Below are 18,729 nucleotides of genomic sequence, written 5' to 3' on the forward strand. Positions count from 1 at the left end.
GCTTGGGCGCGCATCGCGGTGCGCACCGGATGCGCGCACCGGGGTCGTGCCGGACGATTTACAGTCCCAGCATTGGCTGCTCGGTCCAGACGGTCTTCCCCTCGCGGGTGTAGCGCGTGCCCCAGCGCTCGGTCAGCTGGGCCACCAGGAACAGGCCACGCCCGCCCTCGTCAGTGGTGCGTGCCCGGCGCAGGTGCGGTGAGGTGTGGCTGGTGTCGGTGACCTCGCAGATCAGAGATCGTTCACGGATGAGTCGCAGGGTCACGGGGCCGCTGGCGTACCGGTAGGCGTTGGTGACCAGTTCGCTGGCGATGAGCTCGGTGGTGAAGGTCAGGTGCTCCAGGCCCCATTCGGTCAGCTGGGCTGTCGTCAGTGTCCTGGCCTGGGCGGCGGAGGTGGGGTCCAGCGGAAGTTGCCACGAGGCGACGTTCTGCGGGGGGAGCACGCGGGTGCGGGCGATGAGCAGGGCGATGTCGTCGGCGGGGTGAGCGGGTACGAGGGAGTCCACCACCGCTTGACAGGTTCGTTCCAGGGGGTCGGCGGGGCGGGTGAGCTCCGCGCACAGCCGGGCCAGGCCGATGTCGGGGTCGATGTGGCGCTCGCCGATGAGTCCGTTGGTGTAGAGGGTGAGCAGGCTTCCCTCGGCCAGTTCGATGTCCCGGGCCTCGAACGGCAGGCCGCCCAGGCCGAGCGGTGGGCCGGCGGGTAGGTCGAGCAGGCTCACCTGTCCGTCTGGAGTGGTCACCGCCGGTGGTGGGTGGCCGGCGCGGGCCGCGGAGCACAGCCGGGAGACCGGGTCGTAGAGGACGTACAGGCAGGTGGCGCCGATGACCTGCTCTCCCACGGGCCGTTGACCGACTGCTTCTTGTTCGGCGGCCAGCAGGTTGACCAGGTCGTCCAGGCGGGAGAGAACCTCGTCCGGTTCCAGGTCCAGGGTGGCAAGGGTGTGCACGGCGGTACGCAGACGGCCCATGGTGGCTGCGGCGTGGAGGCCGTGGCCGACCACGTCGCCGACAACGAGCGCGACCCTGGCCCCGGACAGGGGGATGACATCGAACCAGTCGCCGCCCAGCCCCGAGGCCGCCCTGGCGGGGAGGTAGCGAGGGGCCACCTCGACGGCAACCTGGTGCGGAACCGCCCCCGGCAGCAGGCTGCGTTGCAGGGTGAGCGCGGTCTGTTGCTGCTGGGTGTAGCGCCGGGCGTTGTCGATGCTGACGGCTGCGCGCGAGGCGAGCTCTTGGGCCAGTGTGAGGTCGTCCGCTTCGAACGGGTCCGGGCGCCGCGAGCGCCACAGGCTCATCGCGCCCAGCACCAGGCCCCGTGCGGCCAGGGGCACCACGATCAGGGAGTGGACACCCAGGTGGGGAACGTGCTCACCCTGGCGCGGTTCCATGGAGAACCAGTCAGGCGGAAGAACCGATTCCAGGACGGCCCGCCCTTCGGCCAGACACCTGGCTTGTGGTGTGTCCGGTGCGAAGTCGACGGGTTCCCCTCCCGGCTGCGGTAGTTCGGGCTGCTGGGCCAGCACGCTGCGGACCGCCACCCGTACCACAGGCTCCGTCAAGCCCTGCCCCGGCTCCTCACCGCGCGTCACCGGTTGCGACAAGTCCACTGATACGTGGTCGGCCAGGTGAGGGACCATCACATCAGCGAGCTCCAGGGCCGTCTCTCCCACATCGAGCGTGGTTCCGATGCGGGCGCCGGCTTGGTCGAGGAGCGCCAGCCGAAGGCGGGCCCGATGGCGTTCGGTGACGTCCTCGACGGTCTCCGCCACGCCCAGGACCCGGCCGGACGGATCCTCCAACCGGAAGGCCGAGACGGACGCGGCCCGCTCTCGTGTCGGGTCCCGCTCCAGGCGCGCGTACTGCTCGGTGGAGACCAGTGACCTTCCGGTCTCCATCACCTGGCGCACCCGGTCCACGGACTTCCGTGCGTCCTCGGCAACCAGCAACGCGCCGGTGGGCATGCCCCGAAATGAGGCCGCCGGAACGCCGGTGAACCGTTCGACCGCCCGGTTGACCCGGAGAATCGTCATCTCGGGACTGTGGACGACAAGGCCGATCGGGCAGCGGCGGAACAATCCGTCGAGAACCGCGCGGTCCCGTTGCCAGTCGAGGACCTCCGCCGCCGGTGCCCCCACAAGGAACCACTCGCGGACGGGGCCCTCACGCAGGAGCGCACGTGCCCGGAACCCCATCTCCACGAGCCCCCCGCTGCGATGCCGCACCGCCAGCACCCCGAACCAGCCTCCGGCTCTCCTGCATGCCGCCGCGGCGTCCTTGGCGGCCGGCAGGTCGCGGGGATCCGTCAGCATGTCGAGCGCCGGACGGCCGATCACCGCTGTCGCCGGATAGCCGAGCAGCTCCTGGGCCCGCCGGCTCCATCCGACCACGGTGCCCCGGTCGTCGAGCACCGCCGAGGCGGCCAGGTGCAGAGCGAACGGATCATCTCGGCTCTCGCTGAGCACCGTCACCCGCTCATCCACTGCCGGACACCACCTCTACTCGGCTACCGATGTTCTCCCGCTCGTCCTGGTGCGCGACCGAGACCGGCGTGACTCGGTCCCGGACCTGGCCGTGCCACCAGACGTCCGGTGCAAAAGACCGGGGTGATGCCATGTGAGCCTATTGAACCCGGTCAGGCCCAGCAGCCTTCCGGGCGCTGTGTCATGGCGTGGCGGCCATCACCCGCCCGGTCCCACCAGGAGATCCGGCCTGCCGCGCAGATACGGCTCTTCCGGGGCGCGCGCGGCCGAAGGCCCTACGGGACTTCCACCCACACCGCCTTGGACGGCGTGCCCTTGCCGTCCGTGACGAAGAGCATGTACCAGCCGGACGGGACCAGTGAGCGGTCGTCCGGCACCGTCACGCGTATGCCGTTCCCGGTGCGCTCGAAGTCCAGCGCGACCGACCGCTGGTCGACGTCCGTGACGTGCGTGACGGCGCTCGGCCGCATCAGCCGTACGTTCTTGATCTTCGCCGCGTCACGCGTCTCGTACGTGGCCGAGTCGCCGCGCCCGATCCGGTCCGGTCCGGAGCCGACCTGAGGCCGGGCGTCCTCACCGTACAGGTAGGGCGGGGTGTAGATCTCGATGCGCTTCTCGAAGACCCCGGGCTTGGTGTTGGCGTCGTCGGAGAAGAGCGAGTCCGAGCCGAAGATCATGACCCGGCCGTCGGGCAGCAGCAGGCTGCCGGAGTGGTAGTTGCGGCCGACGGTCGGGTCGGCGACCCGCCGGAAGGTGCCGGCCTTCGCGTCGTAGATCTGCGCCTTGAGGATGTTGCTGCCGCTGCGGCCGCGGTAGTCGCCCGAGCCGCCGGAGACGAAGACCGTGTCGTCGGGGAGGATCGAGCCGCCGGGGTAGCGGGTGCCTTCGGAGAGGGGTGCGCCGTCCTTGAAGCGCGGGTCCTGGTCCTTGAGGTCGACGACCCGGGTCTTCTCGCTGGACTTCTCGGACTCGCCGACGCCCCCGCCGCCGATCACCATGAACTTCTGGTCCTGGGCGGGCGGCAGCATCACGGACATCGAGGTCTCGAGGATCTTCGGGTCGCTCATGCCGGGTACGGGGTCGAACTCGTTGGTGTCCACGTCCCACAGGCCCGGCGTGCGGCCCTTGTCGGCCGGGCCGTAACCGGCGTTGGAGCCGCTGTAGAAGATCTTGCCGCCGCTGGTGAGGAAGAGAGCCGGGTAGGTCGGGAAGAAGCGCTGCCGCGGCAGGTAGCTCCACTTCTTCGTCTCCGGGTCGTAGACCTCGTTCTTGCCCGGGACGACCTGGCCGATCTCGTCGAGTCCGGAGACCGAGAGGACGCGGCCGTCCTCCAGGGTGGTGAGCGTGGGGTACCAGCGGGCCTCGTGCATCGGGTCGACCCTGACGTAGCGCTCGGCGACCGGGTCGAACTCGAAGGCGTCCTTGATCCCCTGGAAGTCCTTCTTGTCGAAGGAGAGCTTGTTGGCGATGCCGTAGAGGTTCTTGGCGTCGGCGCCCTTCAGGCCCTGGATCCGGTAGTTGTCGGTGTCGCCGGTGCTGTACTGCTTGCCCTTCCTGCGGGCCTCGACGTAGACGCGGGCCTCGCTGGCGGTGACGGTGACCTCGCCGGTGACCGGGTCGGCCTTCTTCTTCGCCCGCGGGACGAGCAGGTTGTCCTTGGACTCGAAGGTCTTGCCGTTGGTCTTGCCGGTGAAGAGCGTGCCCGCCGGCAGCGTCCTGGGCTTGTCCGGGTTCTCGTTCTTGACGATCATCAGGCCGCCGGCCTTGTTGACGTCGCCCTCCAGCTTCTCGTACCGCTGGGTGCCGCCCGCCACCAGCAGCTTGCCGTCCGGGAGTTGGGTGTGCCCGGCGCAGAACATGTCCTTGGGCGTCGGAATGTTCTGATACGTGTTCTTCTCCGGGTCCCACAGCACCGACCGGAAGGTCTTGGCCTTGAACATCTTCGCGTTGTTGCCGGACCCGGCGATGAGCAGCACCTTGCCGGTGTGGAGCAGCGCCGCGTGAATCGTGTTGATCTGGAACTCCTCCGGGACGTCGAGGAGGTCCCAGTGGCCGTTCTGCGCCATGTACTCCGGCTGGTTGATCTTGTACGTGTGGTACTTCTCCGAGCCGAAGCGATACAGGGCGGGCCCGTTCATCCCGGCCAGCACGAGCACCGCCGCCGCACCTATCGCGATCCTGCGGGTGCGGCGGCTTGGACGGTAGTTCATGTGTTACGTCCCCCAAGGGCGATCTGCATGGTCTGGTCGTTCGCAACCCGGCCGCCCTCCGGCTCAGGGGCCGCGGGCGCGGGCCCGCCGCCTGCCGGAGGGCCGCCCCGGTCCCTCTTCCGCTTGTCCTGGCGGATGGTCCACCGCCAGGCGAGGATCGGGGAGGCCGTGAGGATCAGGGCGAGCGTGGCCCAGAGGATCATCGCCGGGTGGCTGTGGCCGAAGTAGAAGGAGGAGACGAGCGATCCGCCGAAGACCAGCAGGAAGAACAGGTGGATCCGGAACGTCCCGAAGAGGGTGTCGGGGCTGGACGAGTCGCCCTTCGGGGTCACGACGAACTTGCTCTTGCGGCGCAGCACGGCGTCCATGAGGGAGCGCGCGTAGATCGGGGCGGACAGCGCGGACATCGCCATGCCCGCCACGCCGCCGGACCCCTCGGGCTCGTGCGGGGAGACGTTGTGCCGCCGGTTCCAGACGTAGAGGCCGATCTGGAGGGCGGAGGCATTGCCGTACAGCATCATCCACACCGTCGGGTCGATCTGGAGACCGGAGGCGCCGAAGCCGAGGAACAGCGCGCAACTCAGCGCCGCCAGAATCCAGTTCATAGCCGAGATGGGATAGAAGATCACCATCAGCGTGTAGTTGAAGAGCTTGCCGGGCGGCAGCGTGAAGGGCGCCTTCCAGAACTGCTTGAGGATGGTCTCGTACGTGCCGCGGGACCAGCGGAGCTGCTGGGTGAAGAAGTCGGTCCAGGCGGTGGGGCCTTCACCGACGGCCAGCACGTCGGGCGTGTAGACGGAAGCCCATTTCCTCCCTGTCTCGGGATTGCGGTGGCGATGAAGCTCGAAGCCGGTGGCCATGTCCTCGGTGATGGAGTCGTACAGGCCGCCGATGCCCTTGATGGCCTTGATGCGTACGGCGTTGCTGGTGCCGACGAACATGGGGGCGCCGTAGCGGTTTCCCGCTCGCTGGATCAGTGCGTGGAAGAGGAACTGCTGGCTTTCCGCGGCTTTGGTGACGGCGGTGTCGTAATTGCCGTAGACCTGCGGTCCGATGACGAAGGCGACGTTCGGGTCCCGGAAGAAGCCGAGCATGCGCTCGAGGTAGTTGGGCAGCGGGACGTGGTCGGTGTCGACGGAGGCGAAGTAGTCGTAGTCGTCGCCGTGGGCGTCCAGCCAGGCGTTGTAGTTGCCGTGCTTGGTCTTGGCGCGGTGCGGGCCCTTGGGCTGGTTCCACCTGGCGACGCCCTTGCGGGTGAAGTGGTGGACGCCGAGCCGTTGGCAGACCTCCTTCACGGCGGGGTCGTCGCCTTCGTCGAGGAGCCAGACGTGGAGGAGCCCGCGGTGGCGTATTCGTACGGCGGCCTCGAGGGTCTTGGTGACCATCTCGAGGGGTTCCTTGCCGGGTACGTAGGTGGTGATGAAGGCGACCCGCGTGCCGCTCTCGGGCACGACCGGGACCGGGTCGCGGGCCACCAGCGTCGCGTGCGCGTTGGAGACGACGTTCAGGGTGCGGAAGAGCTCGATCAGGCCGATCGACACCAGCATGACCACGTCGAGGACGAGGAGGGTGTCCGAGGCGCTGTCCCGCTTCGTCCAGTGTGCGGGCTGCATCAGCCAGGCCAGCAGGCCGAGCGAGACCAGCGGCGCGGCGCCGAGCAGCAGGGCGGCCCGGATGCGGTGCGGCTCGTCGGCGAGCAGGCTGCGGTAGCGCACGGTGTACGGCTTGTCCGGGTCGGGCTGCGTGAGGGGCCCGGCGAGCCGGCTGTAGTGCTCGTAGTCGTAGCGCGGCAGCGCCTTACGGGTGCGCCGCGGGCCTCGGTGCGCGGACCCGGGCCTGTGCTGCCGGGGCAGGCGGAGCCGGGTCGTACGGTCAGGGTCGTAGGAGTGCCGGGCGCCGGTAGGCGTCGACGTCATGAGTCATCCCCCCGCACGCAGGCTGGCTGCGTGGTCGGTAAGCCTTTCTGGCCGGGTCAGTGGTCCCCCTTGACCGACCCGGGCTCAGCACTGGTCGGGTGGCCGTTCCGTAAGACATGGAACGAACACCTTCCGGTTGCATGATGCCGACTCCGGCATCGTCACATGAACGGGGCCCCCACCCCGCCGGTGAACGCAACCGACTGATTCCCCACCAACTCCAGCAAAGCGTCCTGGACCCGGAGGCTTGATCGCAAGAGCGAACAAGCTGTTTACCGGGCATACGCGTGCAATGGGCGAACACTGCTGAGAATTGGTGCGACGGTCTTCCCCTTTGCACAGGGGAAAATCCGCCGGGCACAGCCTAGTTGGCGTGCCCGGGGCGACCGGCGGCGGGTTGCGATCGGAGGCGGATCAGGCGCGGTTGGACCGGCGCAGGCGCTTGCGGATGTCCTCGAAGTGATCGCGTACGGCGTCCTCCGCGCGGACCGCGTCGCCTGAGCGGACCGCCTCGAGGATCTCCCGGTGCTGGCGGCAGGTGATCTTGGGGTTGGGGTGGGTGTCCACGAGGTCGGTGCGGACGCGGTGGAAGGCGTCCCAGAACGCCTCCAGCACCTCGCTCAGCAGCAGATTGTCGAGTCCGCGGTAGAGGGTGGCGTGGAAGGCCCGGTCGGTGTCCGCGCGGACCGCGCCCGCGGTGGCCTCCTCGTCCATGCGGGCCATGAGCGCGTCCAGCTCGGCGAGGTCCATGGCGGGCACGCGGCCGGCCAGCCGCGCTATCAGCCCGGTCTCTATGGCCTCGCGCAGCTCGAGGAGCTGGAGGAGGCTCTCCTCGCCGCGGTAGTGCCCCGCGACGGTGCGGAAGGTGAGGCCCTCGATCATCGGGGCCATGGACATCGGCCCCACGTACGTGCCGAAGCCGTGCCTGATCTCCACGATGCCCATGGCCTGGAGCGCCTTGAGGGCCTCGCGGACGGAGTTTCTGCTCACCCCGAGGAGCTCCATGAGCTCGGTCTCGGTGGGCAGGGGAGCGCCGGACGGCAGCCGCCGGTCGATGATCAGCTTCTTGATCCGCTCCTGGATGTCGCTCGCCATTCCGCGACTGTGCACCGCAACCTCCGTTTTGACCAGCCGCGGGACCGCCGCATGATCCCGGAACGACTCCGGGCCCCCTCGCGGCTGGCGAGGAGGCCCAGAGTGTCACGTGCGCCGCCAGGGACTCGAACCCCGGACCCGCTGATTAAGAGTCAGCTGCTCTAACCAACTGAGCTAGCGGCGCGTGCTGACATCGGAGATCCTACCCGATCAGCCGGGATGCTCAGAACACGGGATATTCAGCCGCCCGCCCTCCCGAATTTCCCTCTCCTATTGGTCTGGACATGTCCGTCAGGCGGGGCTAATCTGCGCCTTGGTCTAGACCTGAAGTGTTCAGATCAACTCAGCTCGAAGCTCAGCTCGAAGCTCGACCCAAGCTCGGCTGATTCCGGCTCCACACCCAGCTCCACACCCCAGCTCCATCCCGATTCGGCTCGGCTCGGCTCGCGGAACTTTCCCCCACGTTCTCCTGGAGCGAAGCATGCGCAAGAAGATCAGCGCTGCCGTGATAGGGCTCGGCGTCCTCGGCGTCTCGGTCCTGGCCACGGGAAGCGCCAGCAGCCACGGCTATACCGACTCCCCCATCAGCCGCCAGAAGCTGTGCGCCAGCGGCACGGTGACCAACTGCGGCGAAATCCAGTGGGAGCCGCAGAGTGTCGAGGGTCCGAAGGGCTTCCCCGCCTCCGGCCCCGCGGACGGAAAGATCTGCGCGGGCGGCAACAGCCGCTTCGCACAGCTCGACGACCCGCGCGGCGGCCAGTGGCCGGCGACCCGGGTCTCCAGCGGCAGCTACACCTTCCGCTGGCAGTTCACGGCGGCGCACGCCACCACGGACTTCCGCTACTACATCACCAAGAACGGCTGGAATTCCGGCCGGCCGCTGACGCGCGCCGCCCTGGACACCACTCCGTTCCTGACGGTGCCCTACAACGGCCAGCGCCCGCCGTCCACCCTGTCCCACTCGGGCACGATCCCCTCCGGAAAGACGGGCAGGCACATCATCCTGGCCGTCTGGACGATCGCCGACACGGGCAACGCCTTCTACGCCTGCTCGGACGTCACGTTCTAGGCGCCTGATTCCGGCGTACTTCCCCCGGCCGCCCGGCCGCTCGTCGGACCGCCCCGCGCCACCCCCACCCAGCGGGGCGGTCCGATACGCGGTGGCCACCCTGTCCGGACATGACACCGGGCGTTCTCGGAAACCGAGAGCGCCCGGATCGACAGCGTCGGTGCTCTGGTGCGCCGCCAGGGACTCGAACCCCGGACCCGCTGATTAAGAGTCAGCTGCTCTAACCAACTGAGCTAGCGGCGCTCGCTGACGCCGGAAATAGTACCTGCTCCGGACGGGTGCTCCCGACCTAGATCGTCAGGGACAGCACGACCGGGGCGGCACTGCGGTTGAGGGCGTCGGCGGCCTGCCGCAGCCGGTGCGCGTGCTCGACCGGCATCGACAGCGCGAGGCAGCCCACCGTCTTGCCCGCGGTGATCGGCACCGCGGCGCAGACCGTGCCCACCGCGTACTCCTGGAGGTCCAGCACCGGAACCGTGGGCGGCTGGTTGTCCAGCCTGGAGAACAGCTGCTTCTCGTTGGTGATCGTCCGCGAGGTGAGGCGGGCGGTCTTGTGGCGGGAGAGGTGGTCGCGGCGGCCGTTGTGGTCGAGCTGGGTGAGCAGGCACTTGCCTACCGCGCTCGCGTGTCCCGCGGACCGGAAGTCGACCCACTCGTTGACCTTCGGGGCGCGCGGCCCGTCCGCGTACTGCATGATCCTGATCTCGCCGTCGATGTAGCGGCTGATGTAGACGGCCGCGCCGACCGAGTCGCGGATCTCGGAGAGGGTGCGCTGCAGCTTGTCGGAGAGCGCCTGCTGGCGGTTGCCGGAGGAGCCGAGGAGCACCAGGGACTCACCCACGACGTACGCGCCGCCGGTGACCTGCTCCACATACCCCTCGCGGCGCAGCATGCGCAGCAGGTGGGAAAGGTGGCCGGTGGGCAGACCGGCCTCGCGCGCGATCTCAACGTCGGTGACGCCGCCGGAATGCCTGGCAACGCATTCGAGTACGCGCAGTGCGTACTGAACCGAGTGGAAAGGCGCGGTCGGCTCGGGCATGAGCGCCACGGTATCCCCCTACCAGGTTGTGACCGCTTGCGTCATAGCCGTCGCTACAGGCCACGGTTCGTCAGGCGCTTCGCACCGGTCCCGGTAGCTGGGCTCGATACCACGATAGCCGCCAAGAGCCCCGAATGGAGCAGCTGTTGAGGAGTTTGGTGGCGCGCCTCATGCCTATATACAGGGGCGCGCCACCATGGCATATGCCGTTGTCATTCCGTGGGCGTCCGAACTGGGATATTCACAGTACGGCGCCGAGGAATTCGCGCGTGCGCTCGTGCTCCGGTTCGCTGAAGATCTTCTCCGGCGGACCCGATTCGATGACGCGGCCCGCGTCGAACATCAGGACGTCATCGGAGATGTCCCGGGCGAAGTTCATCTCGTGGGTCACGCACAGCATGGTGATGTCCGTGGTGTGCGCGATGTCGCGGAGCACGTCCAGCACGCCCGCCACGAGCTCCGGGTCCAGCGCCGAGGTCACCTCGTCCAGCAGCAGCACCTGCGGCCGCATGGCGAGCGCCCGGGCGATCGCCACCCGCTGCTGCTGTCCGCCGGAGAGCTGGCTCGGGTACTTGTCCATGTGCTCGGTCAGGCCGACCAGTTCGAGCAGTTCGCGTGCCCGCTGCTCCGCCTCGTCCTTGGACAGTCCCAGGACGTGTACGGGTGCCTCGGTGATGTTCCGCAGCACCTTCATGTTGGGGAACAGGTTGAACTGCTGGAAGACCATGCCGATCTTCTTGCGGATCTCGCGGGTGTGCTTGTCGCCCGCCGGGACGAGCTTGTCACCCTTCTCCTCGTGGGTGAGGTACTCGCCGGCCACCTTGATGGTGCCCTCGTCGGGCTTCAGCAGGGTCATCAGCAGCCGGAGGATCGTCGTCTTGCCGGAGCCGGACGGTCCGATCAGCGTCACGTGCTTGCCCGGAGCCACGGAGAAGTCCAGGTGGTCCAGGACGGTGGCGTCGCCGAAGCGCTTGGTCACCTGGTCGAAGCGGATGAGTTCGGCGCCGTCCTTGCTTCCCGGGACGGACGGGGTCTGGGTGCTGTCAGTGGACAAGACGACGCTCCAGGTATCGCATGAGAAGGGAAGCCGGGTAGGCGATGAGGATGAAGGCGACGCCGACGACCGTGTACGGCTCGATGTACTGGAAGGTCTCGGCCCCGAACAGGCGGGCCTGCTGCAGCATCTCCAGCACGCCGATGCCCAGCAGCATCGGGGTGTCCTTCAGCATCGCGATCACGTAGTTGCCGAGCGCCGGGACGACGCGGCGGATCGCCTGCGGCAGGATGACCGCGCTCCAGGTGCGGCCGCGCGGCAGGCTCAGCGCCGTGGCCGCCTCCCACTGGCCGGCCGGCACGCCCTCGATGCCGGCCCGGTAGACCTCGGCGGTGTACGTCGAGTAGTGCAGCCCGAGGCCGATCACACCGGTCGCGAGCGCGGAGGTCTGGATGCCCCACTCCGGCAGCACGAAGAAGAAGAAGAACAGCTGCACGAGCAGCGGGGTGTTGCGGATGAACTCAACGAAGATCCCCACCGGCCAGCGCACGAAGCGGGTCGGCGTGCGCAGCAGCAGCGCCCAGACGAGGCCGAGCACGAAGGACAGCAGCGAGCCCAGCACGGTCGCCTCGAGGGTGACCCTCACGCCGTCCCAGAACACCGGCATGAAGTCGCCGACTACGGACCAGCTCCAGTTCACTGTGCGCCTCCTGCCACGCTGATGCCGGCCGCCTGCTCGGTCTCCTCACGGATCCTGAGCTTGCGGACGATGCCGCCGCCCTTCGGCGGGGCCTGCCCGATCCCGGCCTTGGCGCGCCGCTCCAGCAGCCGCATGACGCGGGTGAGGAGGAAGGCGAGCACGAAGTACATGACGAGGATGCTGAAGTAGATGTTGGCGCTCTCACCGGTGGCGAGACGGGCCAGCTGCGCGGCGAACGAGATGTCGCCGACGCCCAGCAGCGAGACCAGCGCGGTGCCCTTGAGCAGCTCGATCAGCAGGTTGTTGAAGGGCGGCAGCATCTCCGGGATGGCCTGCGGCAGGATGATCCGGCGCATCCGCTGCCAGGGTGTGAAGCTCAGTGCGATACCGGCTTCGCGCTGGGCCGGAGCCACCGCGGCGATGCCACCGCGTACGATCTCCGCGCCGTACGCCCCGTAGGACAGGCCGAGGGCGAGCGTGGCGGCCCACATCGGGACCAACTGCCAGCCGAAGGCGAGTGGCACCACGAAGAACAGCCAGAACATCAGCACGAGGGCCGAGGTGCCGCGGAACACCGCCACGTAGAAGGCGGCGAGGAACCGGAGGATCCGGAAACGCGAGGTGTTCGCGGTGCCGACGCCGAAGGCCACGACGGCGCCGAGCGCGGCGCTGTAGATGGTGAGCTGGACCGTGACCCAGATGCCTTTGAAGATGAGTACCCAGAGGTCGGCCGTCATTTCTTGCACAGCTCCTCTGCGGTGAGATCGGTCATTTCCGTCTCCGTGAAGCCGAAGGGCTTGACCACGCGCAGAACTTCGCCACTTTCCTTCATCTTGTGGAGTTCCGCATTGAATGCGTCCCGCAGTTTTGTCTCGCCGGGACGGAAGGCGAAGGCACCCGCGCCGTGTGCCGGCTTGCCATCGAGGGTCGGCAGGAATGGCTTGGTGGACTCCACCCGCGGATTCTTCGTCTGGTTGATGACATTGCGGACGGTGAGGCTGGTGCCCGCGAACGCGTCGGCGCGGCCCTGGGCGACGGCGAGCAGCCCTGCCAGCTGGTCCGGGTAGATCTGGATGTCGCCCCGCGGAATACCGGCGTCGACGGCGTAGTCGATCTCGGCGTACGCCGTGCCGCTGGCCAGCTTGGCGCCGGTCTTCTTGACGTCGGCGTAGTTCTGCAGGTTCTTCGGGTTTCCCTTGCGGACGATGAAGGCGTCCAGCACCTCGTAATCCGGGTCCGCGAAGAGGACCTGCTCGCAACGGTCCGGATTGACGAACATGCCCGCGGAGATCACATCGAACTGCTGCGAGTTGAGACCGGGAATGAGCGAGCCGAACTCCGTCGGCACCGGCTGCACGTTCGGCACCCCCAGCCGTTTGAAGATGATCTTCGCCAGCTCCGGAGCCTCCCCGGTGACCTCGGCCTCCTTGCTGATGTAGCCGAACGGGATCTCTCCAGCGATCCCCAATCGCACCGTGCCCTGAGCGCGCAGGCGCTCCAGCAGATTCCCGCCACCCTTCACGTCCGCGGTGGACACCCGGCTGCAGCCGGCCGCGGCCGCCGCGCCCAGAGCAGCCATTCCCGCGAGCACGGAGCGGCGGCCGACACTTCTTCCGATCATGTCGTTCCCCTGTGGTGGAGCCATGGCCGCGCGGCTACCCGAACCCGCGCGATTTATGCGGGCCGTTTCCAGCCCCTTGATGTGGGCGCCGCTGGTGCGAGCGCCGTTTGGTGCGAGCGTTGCTGATGTGAGCACTTCGCTACTGACCTTTGAGCCACAATTGATCCCGTATCCGACGAGAGGACCCACGATGGCCGACCGCTTCATCGAAGTCTCGCTCGACAAGCGCGGTGTCACCTGTACGGCGAAACTGCTGGACGACCGCGCCCCGATCACCTGTGAGGCGGTGTGGAACGCGCTGCCGCTCGGCGGCGACGTCTACCACGCGAAGTACGCCCGGAATGAGATCTATGCGCTGCTGCCGCCTTTCGCCCCTGCGGAGCCGCCACTGGAGAACCCCACCATCACTCCTATCCCTGGTGATCTGTGCTATTTCACCTTCACCGAGACGCAGTTGGGGACGAAGTCCTACGGCTACGAGGCACACGCCACGCACCGCGGCAAGGCCCAGGTCGTCGATCTCGCGCTCTTCTACGAGCGCAACAATCTGCTGATCAACGGGGACGCGGGCTGGGTCCCGGGCATCGTCTGGGGCACGGTCGTCGACGGCCTCGACCGGATGGCCGAGGCATGCCAGGACCTGTGGCGGGCCGGAGCGGTGGGGGAGACCCTCAACTTCCGCCGGACCGGGTGAACGTCGGCTTCCGCCGGGCGGGGCTGCTCGTCAGTTTCCGCCCGGCGGGGTGATGCTCGCCGCCCCGTCCGCGTAGAGGGCGTGCGCCGCGCGCAGGACCAGCGCGTCCGCGTGGCGCGCGCCCACCAGCTGCACGCCGATCGGCAGCCCGTCCGGGTCCTGCCCGCACGGCACGCTAGCCGCCGGCTGCTGGGTCAGGTTGAAGGGGTACGTGAAGGGCGTCCAGCCCGTCCACCGGTGGTGGCCGGAACCCTTCGGTACCTCGACGCCGGCCTCGAAGGCGGTGATCGGCAGCGTCGGGGTCACCAGCAGGTCGTACCGGCTGTGGAACCGGCCCATCTTCTGCCCCAGGGCCATCCGCACATCCACCGCGGCGAGGTAGTCCAACGCGCTGTACTCCGCCCCCTGCTCGACGATCTCCCGCAGTCCGGGATCGAGCAGCTCCCGCTGCTCCGCGCCCAGGTGCTGCACCACGCGCGCGGCGCCGCTGAACCACAGGGTGTGGAAGGCCTCCACCGGTTCTGCGAAGTCCGGGTCGGTCTCCTCGATGTGCGCGCCGAGCGCGGCCAGCCGCTCCACCGCGTGCCGCACCGCCTCGGCCACGTGCGGGTCCACCGGCACCTGGCCGCCGAGGCTCGGCGAGTACGCGATGTGCAGCCCGGCGACGCCACTGTCGATGCCGTCGCGGAAACTCCCCCGCACCTGCTCCAGCTGGGACCAGTCCCGCCAGTCCTGGCCCGTGATCACATCCATCAGCAGCGCTGCGTCCAGCGCGTCGCGGGTCATCGGCCCCACGTGCGCGAGCGTGCCGAAGGGGCTCGCCGGGTAGTGCGGAACCCTCCCGTAGGTGGGTTTGAGCGCGAAGATCCCGCAAAAGGACGCGGGGATACGGACCGAGCCCCCGCCGTCCGTGCCCAGGCTCAGCGGTCCCGCGCCGAGCGCGACCGCCGCGGCGCTCCCGCCGCTCGAACCGCCCGCCGTGCGCCGCGGGTCGTACGGGTTGCCCGTCACCCCGTGCCGCGGGCTGTCCGTCACGCCCTTCCACGCGAACTCCGGTGTTGTCGTCTTGCCCAGGAAGACCGCGCCGTGCTCGCGCAGCCGGCCCACCGAGGGCGCGTCCTCGTCCCAGGGCTGCGCCTCGGCCCGTACGGTCAGCGAGCCGCGGAGCGTCGGCGCGCCGCGCTGCAGCAGGATGTCCTTCACCGACACCGGTACGCCGTCGAGCAGACCGGCTGGCTCGCGCTTGAGCCAGCGCTCCTGCGACTCGGCGGCGCGTGCGAGCGCGTCCTCGGCGTCGACGCGCACGAAGGCGTTGACGGCCGGGTCCTTGCGCTCGATCCGCTCCAGTGCGGCCCTGGTCGCCTCCACGGGGGAGAAGGCGCCGGTGGAGTAGCCGGACAGCAGCTCGGTCGCGGTCAGATCGGCGAGGTCGGTCATCGGCCCTCCAGCCGGGTCGGGTCAGCTCAGGGATCGGGTCGGCTCAGGGACCGGATCGGCCCAGGGATCGGTTCGGCTCGGGGGATCGAGTCGGCTCCGGGATCGGTTCGGTTCGGGGATCGGTTCGGCTCAGGGGTGGGGTCAGGTCACCGGTACATACCCCAGCTTCTTGTCCACGACGTTCAGCAGCGGCTCGCCCGCCGCCCAGCGGTCGAAGTTGTCCATGAACTGCTCGGCGAGCGCGTCCCGCCAGCCAAGCGTGTCGCCACTCATGTGGGGCGAGACGAACAGCCCCGGCACGTCCCAGATCCGGCTGTCGGCGGCCAGCGGCTCGCTCTCGAAGACGTCGAGGGCCGCGCCGCCGATCGTCCGCGTCAGCAACGCGTCGACCAGGTCGTTCTCCACCACAAGCGGTCCGCGGCCCACGTTGATGAAGCGGGCCGACGACTTCATCCGGGCGAAGGCGGAGGCGTCGAACATGCCCCTCGTGGCTTCTGTGAGGGGAGCCGCGCAAACCACCCAGTCGGCTGATGGCAGCAGACCGGACAGCGCGCCGCTGCCGTGCACCCGGCCGAACTCCGGATCGTCCTCGCGCGCCGTACGGCCGACCAGCTCCACCCTGACGCCCAGTCCCGCAAGAGTACGGGCGATGGCGCGGCCGATCGGCCCGGAGCCGACGACCACGGCCAGGGTCCCGGCCAGCCGCATCGTCTCCCGGTGTTTCCAGCGGCGCTGCCGCTGCAGCTCCCAAGTGCCATGGAAATCCTTGGCCATGGCTACCACGAGCCCGGCCACGTACTCGGCGATCGGCTGCTCGAAGACCCCGCGCGCATTGGTGACCACGGTGTCGGAGTCGATCAGCTCCGGGCAGAGGAGCCGGTCCACGCCCGCGCTGGCGGTGTGCACCCAGCGCGGTCTCGGCCCGCCGCCCGGCCAGGCGTCGCGTACCGCGTCGGAGGTGAAGTCCCAGACCAGCAAGGCGTCGGCGGTCGGCAGCAGCTCGGCGAGGGACTGCTCGTCGCTGAGGACGATGCGGGCACGGCCGGCGATCCGGTCGAGCCGCGGCGGAGGGTCGGCGCCGAAGACAAGGAGGGTGTTCTCGGACATTGGCGGGAAACCGTTTCGAAACGTTGATCGGCTTCTCTCGGATTGGAGAAGGCGGTGAACGGCCTGAGATGTGAGGATTGACCACGCTAGGGAGCAGAAACTACCTTCGTCAACACGGGCTTCTGCCCCGCATCTGTCCCGACGTCCCGGCGTGCACCGGCTTTCTCGACCTGCCGTTTCCTGCGGCCACTCGGCCCAGCCCTCCGTTCGCATTGGGGCTTGAAATGGACGTCTCCTTTCTGGGTGGCCCACACCCGCAGCGTGGTGTGGGCGTCGTAGCACCGTTTGACTTCGCTCTCGATCGCGAACTGTGGCGCTGGGTTCCGGACGATGTGTCGCTCCATCTGACTCGCACCCCTTTTGTGCCGGTCGAGGTCAGCCTCGACCTCGCACGGCTGGTCAGTGAGCACGAGACTCTTCGGGAGGCCGTACAGGCGCTGTGCGCGGTCGCGCCCGAGGTCGTCGCGTATGCCTGCACCTCGGGCAGCTTCGTCGGCGGTGTGGCCGGGGAGCGCGGGATGTGCGCGGCGATGGAGCAGGCCGGCGAGATGCCGGCGGTGACCACGTCGGGCGCGCTGCTCGACGCGCTGCACGAGATCGGCGCGAGGCGGATCGCCCTGGTCACGCCGTACACCAGGTCCGTGACGACCACCCTCGAGGAGTACCTCGCCGAGGGCGGCGTCTCGGTCACCGGGCGCGCGTACCTCGGGCTGACCCGGCACATCTGGAAGGTCCCATACCGGGACGTAGTGGACATGGCGCGGCAGGCGGTGGTGGGCGCGGCCGACGCGCTCTTCATCAGCTGCACCAACCTGCCGACGTACGACGTGATTCCGCAGCTCGAGGCGGAGCTGCGGATGCCGGTGCTGTCGGCCAATCAGGTGACGATGTGGTCGGCGCTGCGGCGGATCGGCGAGCAGGCGGTCGGGCCGTACCAGGCGCTGCTGGATCCGGTGGCCCGGCGTGGGCCCGCGGCGATGTCCTCCTCCTCGTCCCCCTCGTCCCCTTCACCTCCGGTGGAGTCGGCTCCGCCGGCGGCTGCGGCTCTGCCTCCGGTGGAGCCACCGCAGCGGCCGCATCCCGAACCGGAGGCGGCCTTCGCCGGGTCGCCCGGCATGGCGCCGGACGCGGAGGTGGTGGACGGTCTGGACCCTCCGCCGTTCCCGGACGAGCCGGGTGGGATGACGCCGACGTGATGGTGCCGACGTGATGGTGGCGTGACTCAGGACGCGGCGGCGCGGGGCTTTCACTCGGATGGGGGAGGGCGCGGGATGGAACCTGGCGGCCTTCGCCAGTGTATTGAAAGCAGTTGGGCGGCGCGGAGCTGAGCAAAGCGACGCGCGACGAGCGATTGCGGGACGAGCGACTGGCTCGGCTGACTAGGACGAGGGGGGCGAACGATGAAAGACGCGGAGGTGGAGATGGCGCACGCGGCGACCGGACCGGCGGTGGGATTCCTGTACCCCGGACATTCAGCGGAGGACGACTATCCGCGGCTCGAATCGATGCTGTCGTCGGACATCCGGCTGCCCCTGGTCCACACCGACATCGGCGAGGACGCCCACCGCGTGGACGCCCTGCTGGAGATGGGATCGGCCACCCGGCTCGCCGCGGGTGTCGCGGAGCTGAAGGTGCGCGGGGCGCAGGCCGTGGTCTGGGCCTGCACCAGCGCCAGCTTCGTCTTCGGCTGGGAGGGCGCGCAGGAGCAGGTGCGGGAGCTCTCGCAGACGGCGGCGCTCCCCGCCTCCAGCACCTCCTTCGCCTTCGCCCATGCCCTACGGGCCTTGGGCGCCGACCGCGTCGCCATCGCCGCGACCTACCCCGAGGACGTGGCCGAGCACTTCACCGCCTTCCTCAAGGCGGCCGGCGCGGAGGTCGTCGCCATGCGCGGCAGCGGGATCATCACCGCGGCGGAGGTGGGCACCTGGGGGCGCGAGGAGGTGCTGCGGCTGGCCCGGGCGGGCGACCACCCCGATGCCCAGGCGGTGCTGCTCCCGGACACGGCGCTGCACACTGCCGCGTATCTCACCGACCTCGAGGCGGAGCTGGGCAAACCAGTGCTGACCGCCAACCAGGTCACGGTCTGGGAGGGCCTCCGCATCCTGGACCGCCCCCTGGCCCGCCCCAACCTGGGCACCCTCTTCACGACAGCCTGACCGCCGGTCTCCGCGGCAGGCGTCCCGGGCGGAGCGGAGGCCGCCCGCGGTCAGGCGGGAGGCCTCCGACGGGCCCGCCGTCAGGCGGGCCCTCCGACCGGCCCGCGGGCAGGCGATGGCCAACGATCGGGCCAGCCGGAGCCCGCCCGCTCTCCTGTATCGCGGGGGAGAAGGGGCCGGGGTCAAGCCGTCGGTGGCGGGCGGCG

15 protein-coding genes and 2 tRNA genes are annotated in these 18,729 nt (G+C 69.1%); 4 read left to right on the forward strand and 13 right to left on the reverse strand.

The features are described from left to right. Positions 1 to 58: 58 nt before the first annotated feature. The 5 genes from ACTWP8_RS16295 to ACTWP8_RS16315 form a co-directional block, all read right to left on the reverse strand. Positions 59 to 2,485, reverse strand: a complete 2,427-nt coding sequence (locus ACTWP8_RS16295; RefSeq protein WP_443322882.1) for a SpoIIE family protein phosphatase — start codon at positions 2,483 to 2,485, stop codon at positions 59 to 61. A gap of 275 nt (positions 2,486 to 2,760) precedes the next feature. Continuing rightward, a complete protein-coding gene (locus tag ACTWP8_RS16300; RefSeq protein WP_443322883.1) occupies positions 2,761 to 4,695 on the reverse strand; it encodes a galactose oxidase-like domain-containing protein in 1,935 nt (644 codons plus the stop codon). Next, complete coding sequence (locus tag ACTWP8_RS16305) at positions 4,692 to 6,611, reverse strand: glycosyltransferase family 2 protein (RefSeq protein WP_443322884.1); 1,920 nt, start codon at positions 6,609 to 6,611, stop codon at positions 4,692 to 4,694. The genes ACTWP8_RS16300 and ACTWP8_RS16305 overlap by 4 nt, the downstream gene beginning before the upstream one ends. 414 nt (positions 6,612 to 7,025) lie before the next feature. Then, a complete protein-coding gene (locus tag ACTWP8_RS16310) occupies positions 7,026 to 7,706 on the reverse strand; it encodes a FadR/GntR family transcriptional regulator (protein ID WP_443322885.1) in 681 nt (226 codons plus the stop codon). A gap of 110 nt (positions 7,707 to 7,816) precedes the next feature. After that, positions 7,817 to 7,890: transfer RNA gene (locus ACTWP8_RS16315), tRNA-Lys, on the reverse strand. Between the two features lie 297 nt (positions 7,891 to 8,187). Between ACTWP8_RS16315 and ACTWP8_RS16320 the strand changes: the two genes are divergently transcribed. Then, on the forward strand, positions 8,188 to 8,775 hold the full coding sequence (locus tag ACTWP8_RS16320) for a lytic polysaccharide monooxygenase auxiliary activity family 9 protein (protein ID WP_443322886.1): 588 nt from the start codon (positions 8,188 to 8,190) through the stop codon (positions 8,773 to 8,775). A gap of 166 nt (positions 8,776 to 8,941) precedes the next feature. Here the strand turns inward: ACTWP8_RS16320 and ACTWP8_RS16325 are convergent. The 6 genes from ACTWP8_RS16325 to ehuB form a co-directional block, all read right to left on the reverse strand. Next, positions 8,942 to 9,018 (reverse strand) — tRNA-Lys (locus tag ACTWP8_RS16325). Between the two features lie 46 nt (positions 9,019 to 9,064). Further along, positions 9,065 to 9,823, reverse strand: a complete 759-nt coding sequence (locus ACTWP8_RS16330; RefSeq protein WP_443322887.1) for an IclR family transcriptional regulator — start codon at positions 9,821 to 9,823, stop codon at positions 9,065 to 9,067. A 232-nt stretch (positions 9,824 to 10,055) separates the two neighbouring features. Further along, positions 10,056 to 10,868, reverse strand: a complete 813-nt coding sequence (gene ehuA / locus ACTWP8_RS16335) for an ectoine/hydroxyectoine ABC transporter ATP-binding protein EhuA (RefSeq protein ID WP_443322888.1) — start codon at positions 10,866 to 10,868, stop codon at positions 10,056 to 10,058. Continuing rightward, positions 10,858 to 11,508, reverse strand: a complete 651-nt coding sequence (ehuD, locus tag ACTWP8_RS16340) for an ectoine/hydroxyectoine ABC transporter permease subunit EhuD (RefSeq protein WP_443322889.1) — start codon at positions 11,506 to 11,508, stop codon at positions 10,858 to 10,860. Before ehuD ends, ehuA begins: the two co-directional genes overlap by 11 nt. Further along, a complete protein-coding gene (gene ehuC / locus ACTWP8_RS16345; RefSeq protein ID WP_443322890.1) occupies positions 11,505 to 12,245 on the reverse strand; it encodes an ectoine/hydroxyectoine ABC transporter permease subunit EhuC in 741 nt (246 codons plus the stop codon). The genes ehuD and ehuC overlap by 4 nt, the downstream gene beginning before the upstream one ends. Next, a complete protein-coding gene (gene ehuB, locus ACTWP8_RS16350; protein ID WP_443315448.1) occupies positions 12,242 to 13,153 on the reverse strand; it encodes an ectoine/hydroxyectoine ABC transporter substrate-binding protein EhuB in 912 nt (303 codons plus the stop codon). The genes ehuC and ehuB overlap by 4 nt, the downstream gene beginning before the upstream one ends. A gap of 166 nt (positions 13,154 to 13,319) precedes the next feature. On the opposite strand from ehuB, the gene ACTWP8_RS16355 reads away from it, so the two are divergent. Next, on the forward strand, positions 13,320 to 13,823 hold the full coding sequence (locus ACTWP8_RS16355; RefSeq protein ID WP_443315300.1) for a DUF3830 family protein: 504 nt from the start codon (positions 13,320 to 13,322) through the stop codon (positions 13,821 to 13,823). Positions 13,824 to 13,853: 30 nt separating this feature from the next. On the opposite strand, the gene ACTWP8_RS16360 is transcribed toward ACTWP8_RS16355, so the two are convergent. Together ACTWP8_RS16360 and ACTWP8_RS16365 are read right to left on the reverse strand one after the other, a co-directional pair. Beyond that, the gene (locus ACTWP8_RS16360; protein ID WP_443322891.1) at positions 13,854 to 15,260 is read right to left on the reverse strand and encodes an amidase; all 1,407 of its coding nucleotides are present in this window, start codon (positions 15,258 to 15,260) and stop codon (positions 13,854 to 13,856) included. 141 nt (positions 15,261 to 15,401) lie between these two features. Next, a complete protein-coding gene (locus ACTWP8_RS16365; protein ID WP_443322892.1) occupies positions 15,402 to 16,367 on the reverse strand; it encodes a D-2-hydroxyacid dehydrogenase in 966 nt (321 codons plus the stop codon). 224 nt (positions 16,368 to 16,591) lie between these two features. Here ACTWP8_RS16365 and ACTWP8_RS16370 point away from each other — a divergent pair, with 224 nt between their 5' ends. Next, on the forward strand, positions 16,592 to 17,563 hold the full coding sequence (locus tag ACTWP8_RS16370; RefSeq protein WP_443322893.1) for a maleate cis-trans isomerase family protein: 972 nt from the start codon (positions 16,592 to 16,594) through the stop codon (positions 17,561 to 17,563). Positions 17,564 to 17,767: 204 nt separating this feature from the next. Continuing rightward, on the forward strand, positions 17,768 to 18,523 hold the full coding sequence (locus tag ACTWP8_RS16375) for a maleate cis-trans isomerase family protein (RefSeq protein ID WP_443322894.1): 756 nt from the start codon (positions 17,768 to 17,770) through the stop codon (positions 18,521 to 18,523). Positions 18,524 to 18,729 lie beyond the last annotated feature (206 nt).

It is taken from the genome of Streptomyces sp. 7N604 (genome assembly GCF_052245475.1).
Classification (GTDB): Bacteria; Actinomycetota; Actinomycetes; order Streptomycetales; family Streptomycetaceae; genus Streptomyces.